Genomic DNA, 20566 nt, shown 5'->3' with positions numbered 1-20566 from the left:
GGCCCCGCCCCGCGGGGGCTCAAGGCAGCTTCGGCGCCCCACACCCATGGGCCCGTGCCGAGCGCTTCGCGAACTCCTTCAGCGCGGCCCGCTCGTACGCCAGGTCGCTCGCGGACGGCTTCGCCGGGTGGTGCTTGCCCAGGCCGGCGTAGTCGTTCCGCTCGGACGCGTCGTCCCGCACGGTGAACAGCGCGGGACCGGCCCCGCCCGGACACGTCGCGCTCGCCCAGTGGCCGCCGCCCGCGAACCGGCCCGCGACCGCGTCACCGGGGCCGGGCTTCCCGGAGTACCGGCCCCGGCGTTCTTCGTGGTCGAGGCGCTGGGTCTCCGCGTACGGGCCGTAGTACGCCACGAGGTGGTAGCGCTGGGCATCGTCCACCGGGGCCTGGATCGGCACGCCGGGCCGGCCGCTTGCCACGACGCAGACCTCGACCGGGCTCCCGGAGCGCGCGCCCTCCCACGCCCGGGTCATCCGCCCGCCCCGCCCCGGCACGCCCCGGCAGGTCCCGGACGCGTCGGCGAGCGGCACATCCTCGTCGCGGTCCACCGGGAGCGCCACCGTGCGGAGCGGCTTGCCCAAGTCGGCGTCGCAGCCCCACTTCTCGGCGGCCTTCGCGGCCGTCGCGGTGGCGATCCGCGCGTACGCGGTGCGCCGGCGGGGGTCGTCGAGGGTGACGTCCTCCTCCTTCACGCCCACCGTGACGAGCAGGCCGCCGTCGCGGGCGCACTCCAGGAGCACCGCGGCGGTCGCCGTGCCGTCGGCGGACGAGGACCCGTAGGACTCCTCGGTGCTGAAGAGGCCGCGCCAGCCGTGGCCGAGCGCGGCGGGCGGCAGCTCGGTGGAGGCCGTGGGGTACAACGGGCCTGAGCCGCCCGGCAGATCGGCGGGCCGGTCGGCGGAAGCCCCGTCCGTCGCGCGTTCCCGCACCCGCCGCACGTCGACATCGACCGAGGCATCGCGCGTCGGGTGCCCCGCGTGGTGCTCGGTGTCGCGGCTGACGCTGCACGACTCCTGCCGGATCCCGCCCCCGTCGTGCTCCTCGGGACGGTCCGCGTCGCGGAGCCCGGACCTGCCGGGCCCGCTCCGGTACGGCCCGTCACCGAGCACGGCCCGCAGCTCCGGTGCGGGCAGCACGCCCCGGCACGCCTCGTCGAGGACCTGCCGCGCCACGCTGCGCTCGTGCGGGCCGCCCCACCAGTAGTAGCCGCCCGCGATCAGGGCCAGCGCGACGACCGCCCCGCAGGACGAAAGCACCACACGCCCCGCCCTGGTCTCCCACGTCAGCCGTGCCACCGCGCCACCTCTCCCATGACCTTCGTGTCCCGGCAGTGCGCGCGTCGCGGCCAGCCGCCGGGCGCCTTCAGATAGCGGTCGAGCACGGCACGCGCCCGCTGCGAGATCCGCCGCTGGTCCGCCGTTTCGAGGACGAGCGTGTCCTCCTGCAACGTGGAGTCGGCGGTGAACTCGGGTGTCACCGTGACGCGGTGGTACGTCGGCCCCGCCACGCACTCGGACCGTGCCCACAGGGCGAGCTGGGGGTCGTCGCCGGAGGACCGTTCGACCGTCACCGGCTTGCCGACGGTGGAGGGCGCCTTCGGGTCGGGCACCTTGCCGCTGTCCCGGTAGCTGTCGTACGCACCGGCCGCGAGGACGCCCGACCAGCTCTGCGCGCCCGCGGCCTTGATCGTGAGGTCGCCGGGGGAGCCCATGGTGTCGTCCCACGCGCCGGAGCACGCACCGGCACGGCGGCTGTACGCGGTGTCGCTCCCGGAGAAGGACCACTTGCCGGGGGTCAGGCGCAGCGCCTTGGGGGAGAGCCAGGCGCAGAGCTTCGGATCCTTCGCGGGAGCGGGAGCAGGGGCCGAACCGGAACCGGAGCCGGAGCCGGAGCCGGAGCCGGAGCCAGAGCCAGAGCCGGGTTCGGCGCTCAGGGGCTTGCTGCCGCAGCCCTGCTTGCTCGTGACCCAGTCGGCGACCCGCATCGCCGTCCGGGCGGCGAGCCGCCGATCGGCCTTCGGAACGTAGTACTCCTCGGCCTCCGACGGCAGTTCCACGGAGACGAGCAGGTCCCGCGCGGACCGCACCCGGCCCGTCAGCCCCTTCGGGCAGTCGACGAGCAGGGACGCCGTCACCGCGCTGCCGTGCAGCCGGTCGGCGGAGCCCACGGCGCCCAGCGCGCTCTCCGGCAGGGGCAGCCCGAAGTCGCCGGTCACCGCGTCCGTCGGGGTGCGGGTCAGGACGGCCTCGGCCCGTACCCGGGCGCGCGCGTCCGGCTCCCAGGCGTCACCGCCGCCGCCCCACGAGAGCGTGCAGTCCAGGAGCGCGCGGCTCGGCTGCCGGGGCCGCAGCATCGTCCCGAACTCGTCGAGGGCGCCCCGCTCGTCGTCCGGCACGAAGGAGCGCAGCTCAGCGGGGAGCAGGCCCGCGCAGGCCCGCGTCAACTGCTCCTGGTTGGCGGCGAGCCGGTCGTGGTCCGCGGCCCGCGACACGGCGATCCAGGTCACCGACGATGCGACGAGCACGACCCCCGCCACCGCGGCCGTCAGCCATGTGCGCCGCCGCGTCGCACGCGACGCGCCCGCCTTGGGCATGGCGCTCCCCTTCCCCCGTGAACGGCACCATGATCGGAGCCATGATCGGAGTGGACGCTATCAATCCGCCGGGCCGCGACGGCGGGCCGGGACCCTTGTCGCCGGTGGGGGCGTCTGCTTGACTCCGCTCGCCGAACGCCCCCGGAACGCCGTGCACGTCACCGTTGGAGGCCGTCATGGAGCTCACCCGCAGACGCCTGCTGTCCGCCCTGTCGGCCACCGGCCTCCTGGCGGTGGTCCCGGCGGGCCGGGTGAGCGCGGCCGCCGCCGCGGCGGGCCGCGCCCGGCTGCTCGCCAACACCGTGGCCGTCTTCGCCGGGACCGCCGCGTCCAACGCCCGCCCGGAGACGGCCGGGAAGCTCGCCGCCGTCGAGAAGACAGCGCGGACCCAGCTCACGTCGATGGACGACGCGGGCGCGGGGGAGCTCTTCGCGGGCCTGGCCCTCGGCACCGACGAGGCCAACCTGAACACCGCCTACCGCAGGCTCTACGAGATCGCCCTCGCCACCCGCACGCCGGGCACGGCCTCTGACCTGTACGGCAGTGCGGCCGTACAGCGCCGGGTGATCGACGGGCTCGGCTGGCTCCACGAGCGTTACTACGGGGACCAGTCAAAGGGGTACTACGGGAACTGGTTCCACTGGGAGATCGGCATCTCCCAGCACATCAGCAAGACCCTCGTCCTGCTCGCCGACGCGGTGGCCGCCCACCGCCCCGACCTGCTGCCCGCCTACGTCGCCTCCATGGACGCCTATCTGCGCAACGGCACCGGCGGCGACGTCGACCTCGACTCGCGCTTCCACACCGGCGCCAACCTCGCCGACATCACGACCAACCGGATACTGCAGGGCGCCCTCCTGGGCGAACCGGGCGAGGCCCGTATCCGCAAGGCCCTCACCGACCAGCTGACGGTGTTCGCGACGATCGACCCGTACCACCTCGACCACGGAGTGACGGACGGCCATTACGCGGACGGCTCCTTCATTCAGCACGCCTCCGTCGCGTACACCGGCTCGTACGGAAAGGGCCTGCTGACCCGCGTCGTACAGACCCTCAAGGTCCTGGACGGCACGGGCTTCGCGCACGGCGAGGAGCTTGTGCCGACGGTGTCAGGATGGGTACGGAACGGCTTCGCCCCGCTGATGTTCGAGGGCTGGATGATGGAGATCGTCAAGGGCCGCGCGGTGTCGCGCACGGACTCCGGGTACACCGACGCGGCCGTGGTCGTGGAGGCGGTCGTCGACCTCTCCTCGCTCGCGGCGGGCGCCGCGGCCACCGCCCTGAAGAGCTACGTCAAGCATGTCAGAGCCACCTCGCGGGCCGCCCTCGACCCGGCCCGTTTCGTCTCCCCGGTCAGCATCGTGCGCTACGCCGACATCCTCGGCGACGCCGCCGTCCCGGCCGCCGACCTCAACGCCCCCGCGCGCAGCGTCGCGTTCAACGCCATGGACAGGACCGTGCACCGCAGACCGGGCTACGCCTTCGCGCTCGCGCGCAGCTCGGACCGGATCAGCAAGTACGAGTACATGAGCGGCGAGAACCTCATGCCGTGGTTCCAGGGCGACGGGGCGTACCACCTCTACCTCGCCGGGCAGGACCAGACGCAGGCGTACGGCGTCGACTACTACACCACGGTCTCGCCTTACGGCCTCGCCGGTGTCACCGCGCCCGTCGAACAGCGGCGCACCGTACCGGAGTTGTACGGCAAGCCGTACTACGACAACCCCGGCCACCCGCTCCACTTCACGCCGTCGTCCGAGTCGCAGAACACGTACGTCTACTTCCCGCGCGGCACCAACCAGTACTCGGGCGGCGCCGTCCTCGGCGCCTACGGCGCGGCGGGAATGGTGCAGTCCGACGACGTGACCCACCGCGACCGGCACCTGCTGCCCGACGACTTCGTGGTCTACCGGGGGGCGACGGCGACGAAGTCGTGGTTCCTGCTCGACGACGAGATCGTGGTGCTCGCCGCCGACGTCGGCGACGCCGCGGGCCGGGCCGTCACCACCACCGTCGACGCCCGCACCGCCGCCGTGTCCGACCGCACCACGCTCACCGGCGTGCGGCGCGACGGTCGCCCCTGGACCGGCCCAGGCACCGCCGACCTGCGCTGGCTGCGCTATGCCAACGCCACCCAGGGCACCGCCGTCGGCTATCTGTTCCTCGACGCCCCGCCGGTACGGGTGACCCTGGCCGACGTCACCCGAAGCCGCCGGACCGTGCGCACCGCCAACCCCGATACGAACGTGACCCGTTCGGTCCTCGGCGTCACCCTTGACACCCCCGCGGGCGCCCAACCGACGCGCATCGCCTACGCGTTGCTGCCGAACGCCGACGACGACCGGCTCGCCGCCCACCGCCACGGCCCGCTGCGGGTCCTCGCCAACTCCGCCCGCCTGCAAGCCGTCGCCCACAGCGGGCTCCGTCTGACGGCCGCCAACTCCTTCGCGCCGGGGTGGCACCGGGTCCAGGGCCTGCACGTGCACGGGCCCGCCTCGGTCATCCTGCGCCGGGAGCACCGCGGCGCGACGGTCTCCCTCGCGGTGTCCGACCCGACGATGGGCCGGGACACCGTGACGGTACTGCTCCCCGGCCGTCCGCCGCGGAAGGTCACCGCGGAGCCCGGGGTGCGGGTGCGCGGGGTGCCGGGCGGCACCCGTGTCGAGGTCGACACCCACCATGCGTACGGCAGGAGCTTCACGGCCACTCTGCGGCACTGAAGCCCCCGCCGTACACCGATCACTGACGGCCCATCAGTCCTTGTCGACGCTGATGGCCCGCACCGGACACGCCCGCGCGGCCTCTCGCACCAGGGGGTCGCCGCCGCCGTCCTGGCGGCCGGGCAGGATCTCGCTGAGGCCGTCGTCGTCCTGGGTGAAGACGCGCGGCGCGGTGAGCGCGCACATGCCCGCGCCCACGCACCGGTCCTTCTCGACGTGGATCACCGTGCTCGTCATGGCCGACTCCTACCAGGTGACGGGGAGTTCGAGCATCCCCTGGATCGTGTCGCCCGGCTTGAAGGGGATGTCCTGCGCGGGCGCCGCGAGACGCAGCCCCGGCAGCCGTTCGAAGAGGGTGCCAAGCGCGATCTCCATCTCGGTGCGTGCGAGGTTCTGGCCCAGGCACTGGTGGATGCCGAAGCCGAAGGCGACGTGGTGGCGGTCCGGTCGGTGCCAGTCCAGCTCCTCGGGCTCCTCGTAGGTCACGTCGTCGCGATTGATGAGGGACGTGGCGAAGACGACGCCGTCGTCGGCGCGGATGGTGCTGCCCGCGAACTCGATGTCCTCCTTGGCCACCCGCAGCAGCCCGTCCGCGATGGACAGGAAGCGCAGCAGCTCCTCGACGGCGGCGGGCATCAGTGGCGGCTCGGCCCGCAGCCCCGCACGGAGTTCCGCCAGCCGGTCGGGGTGCTGGAGCAGCGTGAACGTGCCCAGCGAGATCATGTTGGCCGTGGTCTCGTGCCCGGCGATCAGCAGGATCGAGGCCAGCCTGACCACTTCCTCCCGGTCGAGCGCGCCCGACGCGAGCTGCTCCTGGATCAGCTCGTCGAGGAGTCCGTCGCCCGGTTCGGCGCGCTTGATGTCGATCAACGCGTAGAAGTACGCGTCCAGTTCGTCCCGGGCCCGTTGGGTGTCCTCGGCGGCGGGCCCGCGCAGCAGCCGCCGCGACTGCTCCTCGAAGAACTCGTGGTCGGCGTAGGGCACGCCGAGCAGGGCGCAGATCACCATGGAGGGGACAGGCAGCGCGAAGGCGCTCACCAGGTCGGCGGGCGGGCCCTGTTCGATCATGGTGTCCAGGAGTCCGTCGACCGTCTCCTGGATCCGCGGCCGCATGGCCGCGATGCGCTTGACGGAGAAGCTCGGGATCAGCATGCGGCGCTGTGCGTTGTGCTCGGGGTCGTCGACGCCGAGGAGGGCGATGCGGCGGTCGTTCAGCCGGGCGAAGCGTTCGGTCGGCGAGGGGAACGCCTCGTGCTGGCGGTCCGCGGAGAGACGTGGGTCGACGAGCAGCTCGCGGGCCGCCTTCTGCCCGGTGACCAGCCATACGGAGCGGCCGTCGAAGAGGTTGACGCGGGAGAGCGGGCGGGTCTCGCGCAGCGGCGCGTATGCGGTCGGCGGGTGGTAGGGACACGAGCGGTTCTGGGGGAAGGAGATGGTTTGCATCGCCTTCGTTGACTCCGTCATGGGTGTACCTCGCAAGCGCAGTTCTTCCCTCTGTCCCGGCCTATTGGATGCCTGGGGCATCTATTTGGTCCACGACAAGACCGGCCAGATCGCCGCGTCGCGACATCTGTCCGGAACCACCCCCTCCGGGCAACCTGCCTGCGTCTACGGGTGTGCGAGGTCACGCGCTGCACGGGAGCCGGTCTCGCCGGGGGCGCCGCTCCGTCATGTCACGGCCTGCCAGGCGCTGTTGACGGCTGTCGCCGAGCGAATTCCGGCCGACTACGAAGCGTGGCAGGAGGGGTCGGACACCGAGGCCCGGTCGGCCCTCGCGCCGGACCGGCGGGCGGCGCGCGGTCAGCTCCGGTCGAGGTCGGCGTAGAGAGTGATCTGCACGCCGAGCGCCACCAGGCCCGCGCTCTCGGCCAGGGAGACCGTCAACAGCGGCCAGGTGAGGTGGCCGTTGACCCAGAAGACGGTCAGCGCGGCGGCCGGGCCGAAGCAGAAGGCGAGCAGGTCCACGGCGAGCTGGAGTCTCTTGCGGGCCACCCGGCGACGGTCCTGGCGATGGGCCGCCTCCCAGCCGAACACGTCGTCGCTCTGGTCCACCATGGCCGTGAGACGCGGGCTCAAGGTGCCCCGGATGTACTGCCCGATCGCCGAGATCTTCTCGTCGTTCACCAGGTAGGTCCAGCCGAGCAGCACGGAGAGCGGCGGGAGAAGCAGCAGCAGGGCCGTCCGGCTGGTGGACGGGATGGTGGCGGCGATCACCGCGGCGGTCGCGGCGAGCATCGCGTAGATGAGGTTGTCCCGCAGGGCGATGCGGCTCTTCTGCTCCGCCTTCAGCTGCTCGTACTCCGCGAGGAGCACGCGTCCCGGCGTCACTTCCTCCGGCGGTCCGGGGATCACGTGAGGTGGGGCAGCAGCGCACCGAAGACGTAGGCGGCGTTCCGGCCCGCTGTCTCGTGGTGGCTGTCGCTCTTCTGCCGGTCCGCCGCGTCGGAGATGCCGCGGACCACGAGCCAGGCCTCGGCGGCTCCGGACTCGCCGAAAGACGTATGTGCGGCCGCCGCGAGACCGGCGCCCTCCGTCTCCACGGCAAGGATCTTTTCGTTGTACTCGCGCAGGTAGCGGCGTTCATCGGCACGCACGTCCGCGAGTACGGCCTCACCCGAACCGATCAGGCCGCGCAGCGCTCGGTGGCCGGAGGAGCCGGGCAGCGTCCAGGGTTCTCCGTGCGACGTGAAGAAGCCGTTGACGGCGCGCTGGACTCCTGCCGTGACGGCGTGGCTGCGGCCCCGGCGGAGCACGCCCTCCGGCGTCACCTTGCGCGGCTCGTAATGGACGATTTCCTGAGCGATCACGACGTCACCCAGGCGCACGTCCGGATGGATGGAGCCGGCGATCCCGACCAGCGCGACCAGCCGCGGGGCGTACTCCCTGCGCAACTGCTCGACCGCGGAGGCCGCGAAGTGCTGCCCCGGCAGGAGCGACTGGGTCACGGACAGCCGAACGGTCCGGCCCTCGCCCTTATGCACGGACTCATGCACGGACTCATGCACGGGCTCATGGACGGACTCATGGACGAACTCGTGGAAGACGGTGCCCTGCAGGGTGCGCCGTTCGGTGTGGGCCCCCCACTTCGCGAGCTCGTCGAGCACGGCGCGGGTCTCCACGGAGAGAACCGTGACGACCCCCACGTCCCACACCTGCTCCTTCGCCCTCGGCTCCGCGGGGGCCGCCGGCCGGACGTCGTGCCGCGTCGCGGTCGTGTTCCTGCCCATGGCGACGGTGCCGGAGACGCTGACGTTCCCGGAGCCGGTGTTGCTGATCCCGTAGTTGCTCATCCGGAATCTCTCCTCGTATCACTTGGAGACGCTGGTTCCCTGCCCCATCGCCGCATCCTGCACGTCGACGTTCCCGGAACCCGTGTTGATGATCCCGTTGTTGAGGATGGCGGTGGCCCGCTGCAGGAACTCCGTGGTGTCGACACCGTGCTCCTTGAGGAATTCCCCGACCGTGGCCAGCAGGCGTCGTTCGATGACCTTCGAGTGCTTGGCGACGTCGAAGGTCTGGAAGTAGCTCTCGTCCGCCTCGATGGAGGCGATCTCCCGTGCGCTGAGCGAGGCACCGATGTCGAAACCGCGCTTGAGGCTCGCCGCCGTGGAGTCGGCTCCGGCGCGGGCGGACCCCAACAGGAGGGTGGCGGCGGCCACCATGCGTACGGGGGCCATGGCGACCGCCGGGAGGCGCCGCACACTCGCGAACGCGGCCCGGAACGCCGCCATGCGTCCCGTCCCGCCCACGACGTCGACCACGTGATACTCCAGCCTGGTCGGCGCGAGCCCGCAGGTGGTGAACTCGATGTAGAGAGTGCGTCCCTGGAGCGACACATGGACGAAAATGGTCGTCACCAGGTCGCCGCCCCATGACTCCACCCGGCAGGTCAGATGGTGGCGGGCGGTCTCCGTGGGGCTGTCCAGCATGCGCCGCACCAGGTCGGCGCCGGGCACCGCGGTCAGTTCACCCGCGTAGCTCTGCGCGTAACGGCCCTCCACGAAGAGGGAATCGTCCACGATGAGGCCGGGAAGCCGGGTCTCGGGGTCCTCCTCGGTACCCAACGCGGTGATGGCCCGCCGGAGTTCCTCCACGAGCTCCCAGGTGGGGAAGGGCTTCTTCGCGAACTCCACGTCCTTCTCGCCGCCGATCCCCTTGGTTTCCACCAGGCGTTGGGCGAAGGACCACGTCCGCAGGCGTCGGCCGCTGCCGATGAACGGCTCGTTCCCCGAGTACACGACCATGGGGTGCCGCTGCTGGCCATCGATGACGGAGAGCCGCCTGCTGGTCCGTGCGGGCCGGTTCATCTCCAGGTGCCGTCGCAGCCTGTTCAGCGCGAGCTGGCGCAGGACGTCCGTCACCGCGAGGACCGCACAGGGCGCCGCCGCGACGAGGGCAGCCGTCCGGAACCCCGGCACCCCGTCGTTCGCCAGCAGTACGGCAAGGGCAAGCACGGTGGCCAGTGCCGCCACGTACATGCCGTTCTCCAGGTACTTGAACGATGGCGCACGAGGGCTCTCGTCGTCGTCCTCCGTGCCGGTGCGCAGACCGGACCAGCGACTGGAGAGGCGCACGGCCAACGAGCCGAGGAGCGCGAGGTCGACGAGGACGGTCGCGGCGAAGAAGGCGGCGGCGGGCCGGGTGGCGAGGGCCGCGCAGAAGACCGCGAGGATCACGGCGTCCTCGACCGTCGACAGCCACCAGGCGCGCCAGGCGTGCGCGATTACGGGGACCAGGTCGTATCCGTAAGAGGGGGCGACGCGGCGACGGCGCGCGTTGTAGACCTCATGGATCACCGCGGTGCGGAACCGGGCGTCCACGTAGACGCCTGCGCACAAGCGTCGGGTCGCGGCTCGATCCTGTGCGCCCAGTGTCCCCACCGGTGTCTCGGGTATCGCCATTTGTCCCCCGTTTCGCCCCTGGGCGCGAATGTGGCAGGCAGCGTAGCCACTGCCGTGGTGGGGCAACAGCTCAATGCCGGACGTCCTCTTCGGGTGGTGGAAAAAGCGGTGGCGTCGGGTTCGGGGCGGTGGTTAGGCTCTGGGATGTTCCCTCCGGGCGGCCACGTGGTCGTCCGGGTCGACCGTGCAGGAGTGGAGGTGTTGACCGATGGCTGTCGTTGCGATGGGCGCTGCCCGCATCCGGAAGTTCATCAAGTCCACCTCCGTGGCCTCCGGCTGATCTGATCCACCTCCGCGCCGACCGTGCGCGGATGCCGGGGCCATCCCTGTGAAGGGTCACCCCTTGTCTTTCTCTTCTTCCTCCTCTTCTCTCTCTTCGTCTTCGTCCGCTTCTTCGTCGGCTTCCTCGTCGGCTTCGTCGGCCTTCTCGCATCCTCTTGCCCCGTACGGCTGGGACGCGGGCTGGGAGGCCGAGTTCGCGCCGTACGCGGCCCGGGACCTCGTCGCCGGACGCGTCGTCCGGGTCGACCGCGGGCAGTGCGATGTCCTCACCGCCGACGGAACCGTGCGGGCCGACACCGAGTTCGTCACCCCGCGGGACCCGCTGAAGGTCGTGTGCACCGGTGACTGGGTCGCCGTGGACCCGGCCGACCACGACCCCCGCTACGTACAGGCGTACTTGCCGCGGCGTACGTCCTTCGTGCGCTCCACCTCGTCCAAGCGGTCCGAGGGGCAGATCCTCGCCGCCAACGTCGACCACTCGATCATCGCGGTGCCGCTCGCCGTGGAGCTCGACCTCGCGCGGATCGAGCGCTTCCTCGCGCTCGGCTGGGAGTCGGGCGGCCAGCCCGTCGTCGTCCTCACCAAGGCCGACCTCGTGCCGGACGCCACCACGCTCGGCCACCTCGTCGAGGACGTGACGACCGCGGCGCCCGGCGTGCAAATCCTGCCGGTCAGCGCGGCCACCGGAGAGGGCGTCGACGTCCTCGCCGCCCTCGTCTCCGGCGGCACGTCGGTGCTGCTCGGCCAGTCCGGCGCCGGGAAGTCGACGCTGGCCAACGCGCTCGCGGGTACCGACGTCATGGAGGTCCAGGCGATCCGTGACGTCGACGGAAAGGGCCGTCACACCACGACGACCCGCAACCTCATCCCGCTGCCCGGCGGCGGAGTCCTCATCGACACCCCGGGGCTGCGCGGCGTGGGCCTGTGGGACGCCGAGAGCGGCGTCGGGCAGGTCTTCTCCGAGATCGAGGAGCTGGCGCAGCGCTGCCGGTTCCACGACTGCGCCCATGGCGCGGAGCCGGGGTGCGCGGTGCTCGCCGCCGTCGAGGACGGCACGCTGCCCGAACGCCGCCTCGACAGCTACCGCAAGCTGATCCGCGAGAACCAGCGCATCGTCGCCAAGACGGATGCGCGGGCTCGGGCGGAGATGCGGAGGCAGTGGCGGTTGCGGGGGGCGGAGGGGAAGGCGGCCTTGGAGGCCAAGCGGGGGCGCTTGCGCTGAGCTTTGGCGGTGGGGGGCGTGGGGGGCGTGGGGGCTGCGGGGCCGGTGTGGCTGGCGCGCAGTTCCTCGCGCCCCTCAAGGATTGCGCAGTTCCCCGCGCCCCTGAAAGCTCGCGCAGTTCCCCGCGCCCCTTGAGGGGGCGAGCGTCGTGTCCGAAAGCCGCTAGCCGATGCCAGGGGCGCGGATCACAATGAGGGGGTGATCGATGAAGAGACCAGGTACGAGGCCGTGCGGAGTCGGGATGCCCGGTTTGACGGGGAGTTCTTCTTCGCTGTCGAGACGACCGGGATCTACTGTCGGCCCAGCTGCCCCGCCGTCACCCCCAAGCGCAAGAACGTCCGCTACTACACCACCGCGGCCGCCGCCCAGACATCCGGCTTCCGTGCCTGTCGGCGCTGTAGGCCTGACGCCGTTCCCGGGTCCGCCGACTGGAACGTACGCGCCGACATCGTGGGCCGCGCCATGCGCATGATCGGCGACGGCGTCGTCGACCGCGAGGGCGTGCCGGGGCTCGCCGGGCGCCTGGGCTACAGCGCCCGGCAGGTGCAGCGCCAGCTCACCGCCGAGCTGGGCGCGGGCCCCGTCGCCCTGGCGCGGGCCCAGCGCGCGCACACCGCCCGCGTGCTGTTGCAGACCACGGAGCTGCCGGTCACGGAGATCGCCTTCGCCGCCGGGTTCGCCAGCGTCCGGCAGTTCAACGACACCATCAAGGCGGTGTACGCGCTGACGCCGACCGCCCTGCGCGCCGCCGCCCCCCGGCGCGGCGCGGCCCGCCCCACGCCCGCCGCCGGGATCCCGCTGCGCCTCGCCCACCGGGGCCCCTACCGCGCCGACGCCGTCTTCGACCTGCTCGCCGACGAGGCGGTCACCGGGATCGAGGAGGTCGCGGGGGAGCGGGGCGCCCGCGCCTACCGGCGTACGCTCCGACTGCCGTACGGCACCGGCATCGTGGCCGTCGAGGAGGCGCACCACGACTCCACCACGGGCAGCGGCGGAGGGTCGAGTACCGAGGCCGTGCACCGCGGCGGCTGGCTCGACGCCCGGCTGCACCTGACGGACCTGCGCGACCTCACCACGGCCGTGCAGCGCCTGCGCCGCCTCTTCGACCTCGACGCCGACCCGTACGCCGTGGACGAGCGGCTCGGCGCCGACCCCCGGCTCGCCCCGCTCGTCGCCGCCCGGCCCGGACTCCGGTCGCCCGGCGCCGCCGACCCCGACGAGTTCGCGGTGCGGGCGCTGGTGGGGCGGGCGGGTGCCGAGCGGCTCGTGCAGCGGTACGGCAAGGTGCTCGACGCCGCGTGCGGACGGCTCAGCCACGTCTTCCCCGCCCCGGCCGACCTGGCGGCCGAGCCCGGCACGCTCGGCGCCCTCGCCGCGGCCCTCGCCGACGGCTCCCTGCGCCTGGACGCGGGCGCGGACCGCGACGACGCGGAGGCGGGACTCCTCGCCCTGCCCGGCATGGACGCGCGGACGGCGGCGCTCATCCGGATGCGGGCCCTCGGCGACCCAGACGTGAGCCTGCCCGGTGGAGCGGAGCCTGCCGCCGACGCCTGGCGGCCGTGGCGTTCCTACGCTCTGCGCCATATGTCTGATCTGTCTGATCTGTCTCGGCCGGTCAGCCCCAGATGAGCGCCCCGAGCCACGCCCCCACGATCAACAGGCACGCGAACAGCTCGGTCAGCACGCTGCTGCCGCCCATCCGCAGGGCCGTCCGCGTCGCGGCCGCCGCCTCGCCGTGCCGACCGAGCCGCAGCCGCTCCCCGGCGTAGATCCCGCCGATGAAGCCGGGGATCGCGCCGATCACCGGCACCACGCAGAAGCCGAGCAGCGCCCCGGCCCCGGCGAAGACCGCCATCCGGGGGGTGGCGCCGCTCTCCCGCAGCCGCCGGGGCGGCAGCTGCCAGCGCACGGCCTGTGCCGCGAGCAGCACCACGGTCGCGCCGACGAGGATGCCCCAGGCGAGGCCGTTCGGGTCGTACAGCGTCCACCACAGGACCGCGGCCCACACCAGCCACGACCCCGGCACGCCGGGCACCAGTACTCCGCACAGGCCGAGCAGCATCACCACGCCGACCAGCAGGAGTTCCCACGCTCCCATCTGACAAGCGTGCCTGAGATCCGGTGAAACCGCAGGTCAGGTGAGGGCCGGGGGGAGGAGGAAGGCCGGGTCCGTCAGTCCTGGGGCGGCCGGGGGCGGCGTGACACCCAGTCCCTCTCGTACGCGTGCCAGCCCAGCTGGAGCCGCGTCGTGACGCCCGCGAGCTCCATCAGGCGCTTCACCCTGCGCTGCACCGTGCGCAGCCCCAGGTCGAGCTGTTTGGCGACGCTCGCGTCCGTCAGACCGGCCAGGAGCAGGGAAAGGATCTCCAGGTCCGTGCCGTCGGGGCCCTCGGGGGCGTCCTCGACGACCGTGCCGCCGTCCTGGCCCTCGCCCAGGCGCAGCGGCAGCGCCTGGCGCCACACCGCCTCGAAGAGGCCCGTCAGCGATTCGAGCAGGCCGCTGGCGTGCACGACGAGTGCCGCGGGCTCCGCCGTGCGCGAGGTCAGCGGGACCATCGCGAGCGATCCGTCGGCGATGACCAGCTTGGTCGGGACCCGGTCCACCACCCGCACCTGCTCGTCCCTGCCGATCGCCGTCGACAGCTCGACGAGGCCGGTCGGCAGGTCGAGGACCGTCCGCTCGACCACCACGCGGTAGCGCACGCCGCGGTCCGTGGCCTGCTCCTCGGCGCTGTTCTCCGTGCCGGTGATCGCGACGGGGCTGCCGGTCACCAGGGCGCACACCTCGTCGCCCGCGCCCAGCTGCAACTGGAGGAAGCGCTGCGAGACGGCGGCCGCCCCGGTGACCACCTCGACCAGGTCGTGGACGGCGGGCTCGGCGGCCTGCGCGCGGTACTCCTCGGCGAGCAGGGTGGCCGCGAGCTCGGCCTTCTCCAGTTCGTGCCGCTGCTGGGTGAGGAGCGCGCCGAGCGCGACCCCGGGCGGCGCCGCCACCCAGCGGCCCGCCCTGCCGGACGCCTGCGCGGCCAGACCGTGCCGCTCCAGGCGGCGCAGCGTCCGCTCGGTCTCCGGCTCGCCGAGTGTGAGCCTGCGCGCAAGATCCGCGACGTCGGCGGCGCCCACGGACACCAGCGCCCGGTACGCCGACTCGTGCGTCTCGTCCAGACCGATCGCTGCCAGCATGCGGCGACGTCCCTCCCCAAGGCTCCGTTCGGGCGGCGCCGTGGCGGGAAACGGCCACGGCGTAAACCCGCCCGATCACATCATCCCCGCACTACCCGTCTCTCTGCCAAGGTGACGCCACCGCAGCACCAACCGCGGCCGCTTTTGTGGCCTTTGGGCCGAATCGGCCTGTGGTTCCGCATGCCCGTCAACATGCCCGTCAACCCTGGGGAGAGCGATGCGCCCGATATCGCGTACGGCGTTGGGGGCGGCGTCCGCCGCCGTCCTCGCCGTCACCGCGGCCGTCCCGTCCGTGGCCGAGCCGCGACCGTCCGCGGAGCGTCCGCCGCTGACCGGGAGTGCGCCACAGGGCGCCGCGCGGGGCGGTGGAAGCTCCGTCGTCACGCTCGTCACCGGTGACCGGATCCTGGTGACGTCCGACGGGAAGGGCGGGTCGGGGGCGGCCGCGCTGCCCGGCGCGGACGGCACCGCTCCGCTGATCCAGACGCGCCGGTCCGGCGAGGACCTGTACGTCTACCCCGAGGGCGCCGAGCACGCCATCGCCCGGGGCCTCGTCGACGAGGAACTGTTCAACGTCACCGGGCTCGTCCGCCAGGGCTACGACGACGCGCACGCCAAGAAGCTGCCGCTCATCGCCGTGTACGACAAGTCCGTCGACGTCGCCCGCTCGCTGCCCGCCACGCCGCGCGGCGCCGAGCGCGGCCTCGTCCTCGAACCCGTCGACGGCGTCGCCCTGAAGGCCGACAAGAAGAAGGCCGCCGCCTTCTGGGCGGACATCGCGAACCCCGGGTCACGTGCGGCGGGCGACCTGAAGAAGCTCTGGCTCGACGCCAAGGTAGAGGCCACCCTCGACAAGTCGACCCAGCAGGTGCACGCCCCCGAGGCCTGGGCGGCAGGCTACGACGGCAAGGGCACCAAGGTCGCCGTCCTTGACACCGGTGCGGACGCCGGACACCCCGACCTCAAGGGCCGCATCGGAGCGACAAAGAACTTCACCGACTCCCCGGACAACGAGGACCGCCAGGGCCACGGCACCCACACCACCTCCACCGTCGGCGGCTCCGGCGCGGCGAGCGGCGGCAAGAAGAAGGGCGTCGCACCCGGCGCCGAGCTGTTGCACGGCAAGGTACTCAACGACTCCGGTTCCGGAGCCACTTCCTGGATCATCGCGGGCATGCAATGGGCCGTCGACCAGAAGGCCGACGTCGTCTCCATGAGCCTCGGCAACCCGGCCCAGACCGACTGCACCGACCCGATGAGCACGGCGACCGAGGAACTGGCGCGGTCCGCGAAGGACACCCTCTTCGTCATCGCCGCGGGCAACACGGGCCCGACCCTCAACTCCGTCTCCTCGCCCGGCTGCGCGCCCGGCGTCCTGACCGTCGGCGCCGTCGACCGCGACGACTCCACGGCCTCCTTCTCCAGCCGCGGCCCCGCGTACGGCTCGCACACGCTCAAGCCGGAGATCGCCGCGCCGGGCGTCGGCATCTCCGCCGCGGCGGCCGGTGGGCGCGGCCTCTACGCGTACCAGTCCATGAGCGGTACGTCGATGGCGACCCCGCACGTCGCGGGCGCCGCCGCCCTCGTCAAGCAGCGCCACCCCGGGTGGAGCGCGCAGCAGGTCAAGGCGGCCCTCGTGTCGTCGGCCGACAGCCGCATCCCCGGTGACGCGCGCGAGACCGGCGGCGGACGGCTCGACGCCAAGGCCGCGATCGACCAGCAGGTGCTCGGCTCGCCCGCCGTGCAGGGCGGCAGCTTCGGCTGGCCGCAGGACTCCTCGGACCGCACCACGGTCGACGTGCCCTACACCAACACCACTGATAAAGCAGTCGAGTTGAAGCTTTCGCTGGAAGGCGTCACCGGCAATGACGGCTCGGCCGTGAGTTCCGACGTCGCACGGCTCGGCAAGCGCTCCGTGAGCGTCCCCGCCGGGGCCACCGTCAAGGTGCCGCTGAAGCTCACGCCCGACGCGGACCTGAAGCGCGCCCAGTACGGCGACGTCACGGGGCGCGTCCTCGCCACGGTGGACGGCGGCACCCGCGTCTCCACCCCCTTCTCCCTCTACGTACAGGCGGAGACCGTCACCCTCCGCGTGAAGCTCGTCGACCGGAACGGCGAGCCCGCCGCCGGGGCGTCGTCGGTGGACCTCATCGGCACCGACACGGCGAGCGGCGAACGCCGCTTCAACGAGGGCGCGAACGACCAGACGTACCAAGTCCGCCCCGGCGCCTACTTCTTGACCAGCTTCATCGCGACCGGCGACAAGACCGGCGGCACCCTCACCGACTCCCTCACGCACCTCGCCCGCCCCCAGGTCGAGGTCACGAAGGACACGACCATCACGCTCGACGCCCGCAAGGCGCACCGCCTCGCCGTCGAGACCGACAAGGCGTCCGAAGTCCGCGGCGCCACCCTCGCCTTCGCCCGCTCCTGGGGCAAGGACCACTGGCTGCACGCGGGCACCGCCGCGGGCCCCCGCACCGTCCGCCGCTACTACCAGTCCATCGAGGGCAAGCCGTCCGAAGGCACCTTCGAGTCGGGCAGCTACTGGCGCGCGGCCGCTCCCCAGATCTCCCGGCTCGGCGTGGTCGGCGGCGCGGCGCTCCACCCCGTGACGGCCTCGACCGGCTCCGCCAACCTCGACGGAACCGGCCACGCGGTCCTCGTCGACGCCAGGTCCGGCACGCCGGACGAGCTCGCCGCCGCCGGGGTCAAGGGCAAGATCGCCCTGGTCAAGGTCCCCGACAGCGGCCAGGCCGCCACCGTGGCGGCCGACGCGAAGAAGGCGGGCGCGCTCGCCGTCATCGCCCACCGCGCGGCCCCCGGCCGCTGGTACCCGTCGGCAGGCTTCACCGGCTCCCCGCTGCCGGTCCTCGGCATCCCGACGGACGAAGCGGCAGACCTTCTTGCCCAACTGCACGTCGGGCAGGTCCAGTTGAAGTGGAAGGCGACGGCCAGGAGTCCTTACGTCTACAACCTCGCCTTCCCCGAGAAGGGCCAGCTCCGCGAGGACCGCACCTACCGGGTGCGGGACAAGGATCTCGCCGCGAACCGCTCGACGTACCGGGCGATGGGTGAGACAACGGACTACGTGGACCTGCCCTCGGCTGCCCGGCCCAGCGGCCTGGAGATCTACTTCGGCGACCTCGCGTCCGTGCCGGCCCCCGGCAAGCGGACCGAGTACTACTCGGCGGGCACGACCGGCTGGGGCCACCAGGTCTCCAGCAGCTTCCCGTACGGCGAGTTCATGATCGACCCGGTGCGTACGTACAAGAAGGGCGAGCGGCGCGACGAGACCTGGTACGACGGGGCCCTCGTGCCCGGCACCCCGCGCGACGCGGCGGGTGACCCCGTGCTCGCCGGAGAGCGGCAGGGCAACCTGATCGGGGTCGCGCCCGGCTTCTGGTCCGACGCGGAACACGCGGGCATCCAGGGCGGCTTCGGCGACATCGGCTCCGTACGGCTCAAGCGGAACGGCGAGGTCGTGGGGGAGTCGGGCTGGCCGTCCGGGGTCTTCACGGTCCCGGCCGAGGACTCCGCGTACGAACTCACCCTCGCCACGCAGAAGATCGGCTCGCGGGTCTGGCAGCGGTCGACGGGAACGGAGACGACCTGGTCGTTCCGCTCGCACCTCGACGAGAAGGCGTACTCGCAGGGCATCCCGATGCTCTTCCCCACCTACCGCCTCCCGGAGGACGGCCTCAAGACGCTGCCCGCGAAGGACGGACTGCGGATTGAACTCGGCGCGACGGGGCACGCGGGCTACGAGCCGGGAGCGCTCGCGGGAGTGGAGCTGTCGTACTCCTACGACGAGGGCAAGACGTGGCAGGCGGCCACCACCGCCGAGCACGATGGCGCATGGCGCGCGACCGTGAACCACACGGGCGCGTCCGGCAAGCAGGTCTGGCTCAAGTCCCGGCTGACGGACGCCCACGGCAACTCCGTCACGCAGACCGTGGCTCGCGCGTACGACGTGCGCTAGCCACGTGGGCTCCGCCGGGCGGTCCTCCCGTGGGGGGTGGGGCCGCCCGGCGGTCTCCGTCGGTCCCTGTCGTCCCCGGCGGTCGGAAATTTTCCGGTTGCACCGTTTTCGTACGGCCTCCGCGGTGGAAAATAGGGGCATGAGCCAGCAGGGGGACAGGCCCACCGGCCGCGACGACGACTGGTGGGGACAGCTGTACGACGACGCCGCGCCGGACACGGGGCCCGCGCCCGCACCGGACACCCTCGACGACCGGTTCGCCTCGGCGGCGGACGCACTGCAGGGAGGGTTCCCCGCGCAACGCGATCCCGCCTCGCGCGACTCGGCGGCCCGCGACCCCGCGCCCCGCACCTCCGCTCCCGAGCCGCCCGAGCCGCCCGAGCCGCCCGAGCCGCCCGAGCCGCGCATGCCGCCGGAGCCACCTGAGCCCCCCGCCCCGCCCCGCCCACCCGGCGCCCCGCCCACCTTCACCGCCCCCGCCCCCTGGGCCCCGCCCCCCGCCGCCCCCACCGGGCCCGTGACCTTCCCGGCCGGTGGGACGGGCAAGGGGAGCGCGTACTCCACGCCATCCACGCCGTCCACGCCGTCCACGCCGTCCCCTGAGGCGACGCGAGGGGACGAGTCCGCGTCGCGCGGGCCCGACGACCGTGCCCGCCACCGCGGGCGGGACGGCGAGACGGTGCCGCCGGGCGCGGCCCTCGCCCATGTGGGGGACGGGCCGCCGACCTACGACGCCGAGCCCACCGTGCTGCCCGCCGCAGACCCGGACGACCTCGGCGATCTCGTCGCCGACACCGTGCTCGACGGCGCGCGGTACGGGACCAGCACGCTGCGCGCCGCCTCCGTGCGCGGGGACTCCGCCAGGTACCGCGGCGAGCCGCGCCGGGACTCCCTGCTCACCGCCCGCTTCGGCAGCGGCGAGGACTCCCTGGTGCTCGTCGCCATGGCCACCGGCGCCCGCGCGACCCCGGGAGCGCACCGCGCCGCCGCCGAGGCCTGCCAGTGGATCGGCCGGGCCGTGGGCCGCAGCCACCTGCGCCTCGCCGAGGACATCAGGGCCGCCCGGCGCGGCGACCTGAAGTCGGGCCTACACCGGCTCACCGACCGCAGCCTCGGCAAGCTCCGCGCCCGCGCCGTCGACCTGGGCCTGGAGCCCGACGAGTACGCGGCGTCCCTGCGCTGCCTCCTCCTGCCCGCCGACCCCCAGTGCCGTACGCGGGTCTTCTTCGGCGTCGGCGGAGGCGGCCTCTTCCGGCTGCGCGGCGGCGAGTGGCAGGACATCGAGCCCCGCGTCGCCGACGCCACGGGCGACGCCGTGGTCGGCTTCGGGTCGCTGCCCGCGCAGAGCCCCGAGGGCGACCACCTCACCATGGACCTCGGCATCACCACCCCGCCGAGCCCCTACGAACCGGCCCCCGAGCCGCCCAGGGAGCCCTTCCGCTTCCGGGCCTCGGTCGCCCGCCCGGGTGACGCGCTCGTCCTGTGCAGCGGCGGCCTCGCCGAACCGCTGCGCGGCGAGCCCGATCTTGCCGAACACCTCACCCGCAGATGGGAGAAGAGCGGCCCGCCGGGCCTCGCCGCCTTCCTGGCCGACGTCCAGGTCAGGGTCAAGGGGTACGCCGACGACCGGACGGCCGCCGCGGTCTGGGAGGCATGACCGCCGCACCTGTGACTTCATGGACCC

Annotated in this window: 14 protein-coding genes; 5 read left to right on the top strand and 9 right to left on the bottom strand. The window is 72.9% G+C overall.

Translation table 11 applies throughout. From position 1 onward, the window contains the following. Positions 1-19: 19 nt before the first annotated feature. Together ABZ953_RS18480 and ABZ953_RS18475 are read right to left on the bottom strand one after the other, a co-directional pair. Positions 20-1294 (bottom strand): hypothetical protein, encoded by a 1275-nt coding sequence (locus ABZ953_RS18480; protein ID WP_361724521.1) that lies wholly within the window; start codon positions 1292-1294, stop codon positions 20-22. Beyond that, positions 1282-2592, bottom strand: coding sequence for a hypothetical protein (locus ABZ953_RS18475; protein ID WP_361724518.1), 1311 nt, complete (start codon positions 2590-2592; stop codon positions 1282-1284). Before ABZ953_RS18475 ends, ABZ953_RS18480 begins: the two co-directional genes overlap by 13 nt. A 176-nt stretch (positions 2593-2768) precedes the next feature. Here ABZ953_RS18475 and ABZ953_RS18470 point away from each other — a divergent pair, with 176 nt between their 5' ends. Next, a complete protein-coding gene (locus ABZ953_RS18470) occupies positions 2769-5312 on the top strand; it encodes a polysaccharide lyase family 8 super-sandwich domain-containing protein (RefSeq protein ID WP_361724515.1) in 2544 nt (847 codons plus the stop codon). 33 nt (positions 5313-5345) lie between these two features. On the opposite strand, the gene ABZ953_RS18465 is transcribed toward ABZ953_RS18470, so the two are convergent. From ABZ953_RS18465 to ABZ953_RS18445, 5 genes are all read right to left on the bottom strand, one after another. After that, on the bottom strand, positions 5346-5549 hold the full coding sequence (locus ABZ953_RS18465; RefSeq protein WP_361724512.1) for a ferredoxin: 204 nt from the start codon (positions 5547-5549) through the stop codon (positions 5346-5348). Positions 5550-5558: 9 nt separating this feature from the next. After that, positions 5559-6776: a cytochrome P450 gene (locus ABZ953_RS18460; RefSeq protein ID WP_361724509.1), complete on the bottom strand. Its 1218-nt coding sequence runs from the start codon at positions 6774-6776 to the stop codon at positions 5559-5561. Between the two features lie 336 nt (positions 6777-7112). Next, positions 7113-7664, bottom strand: a complete 552-nt coding sequence (locus ABZ953_RS18455; RefSeq protein ID WP_361724506.1) for a hypothetical protein — start codon at positions 7662-7664, stop codon at positions 7113-7115. Next, positions 7661-8602, bottom strand: coding sequence for a hypothetical protein (locus tag ABZ953_RS18450; RefSeq protein ID WP_361724503.1), 942 nt, complete (start codon positions 8600-8602; stop codon positions 7661-7663). Before ABZ953_RS18450 ends, ABZ953_RS18455 begins: the two co-directional genes overlap by 4 nt. 18 nt (positions 8603-8620) lie before the next feature. Then, entirely contained in the window at positions 8621-10132 is a 1512-nt protein-coding gene (locus tag ABZ953_RS18445) for a hypothetical protein (RefSeq protein WP_361724500.1), read from the bottom strand. Positions 10133-10556: 424 nt separating this feature from the next. Here ABZ953_RS18445 and rsgA point away from each other — a divergent pair, with 424 nt between their 5' ends. Further along, a complete protein-coding gene (gene rsgA / locus ABZ953_RS18440) occupies positions 10557-11717 on the top strand; it encodes a ribosome small subunit-dependent GTPase A (RefSeq protein WP_361724497.1) in 1161 nt (386 codons plus the stop codon). 201 nt (positions 11718-11918) lie between these two features. Next, a complete protein-coding gene (locus ABZ953_RS18435; RefSeq protein ID WP_361725064.1) occupies positions 11919-13346 on the top strand; it encodes an AlkA N-terminal domain-containing protein in 1428 nt (475 codons plus the stop codon). On the opposite strand, the gene ABZ953_RS18430 is transcribed toward ABZ953_RS18435, so the two are convergent. After that, on the bottom strand, positions 13333-13815 hold the full coding sequence (locus ABZ953_RS18430; RefSeq protein ID WP_361724494.1) for a DUF456 domain-containing protein: 483 nt from the start codon (positions 13813-13815) through the stop codon (positions 13333-13335). The genes ABZ953_RS18435 and ABZ953_RS18430 overlap by 14 nt on opposite strands. Positions 13816-13889: 74 nt before the next feature. Continuing rightward, entirely contained in the window at positions 13890-14900 is a 1011-nt protein-coding gene (locus tag ABZ953_RS18425; RefSeq protein ID WP_361724491.1) for a helix-turn-helix domain-containing protein, read from the bottom strand. A gap of 217 nt (positions 14901-15117) precedes the next feature. Here ABZ953_RS18425 and ABZ953_RS18420 point away from each other — a divergent pair, with 217 nt between their 5' ends. Both ABZ953_RS18420 and ABZ953_RS18415 read left to right on the top strand, forming a co-directional pair. Beyond that, positions 15118-18882, top strand: a complete 3765-nt coding sequence (locus ABZ953_RS18420) for a S8 family serine peptidase (protein WP_361724488.1) — start codon at positions 15118-15120, stop codon at positions 18880-18882. Between the two features lie 139 nt (positions 18883-19021). Continuing rightward, entirely contained in the window at positions 19022-20539 is a 1518-nt protein-coding gene (locus ABZ953_RS18415) for a protein phosphatase 2C domain-containing protein (RefSeq protein ID WP_361724485.1), read from the top strand. Positions 20540-20566 lie beyond the last annotated feature (27 nt).

The sequence above is a fragment of the Streptomyces sp. NPDC046465 genome, from assembly GCF_040646035.1.
In the GTDB taxonomy this organism is placed as follows: domain Bacteria; phylum Actinomycetota; class Actinomycetes; order Streptomycetales; family Streptomycetaceae; genus Streptomyces.
Note: the sequence above shows the minus strand (reverse complement) of the source record. Positions and strands in the feature narration are given on the sequence as shown.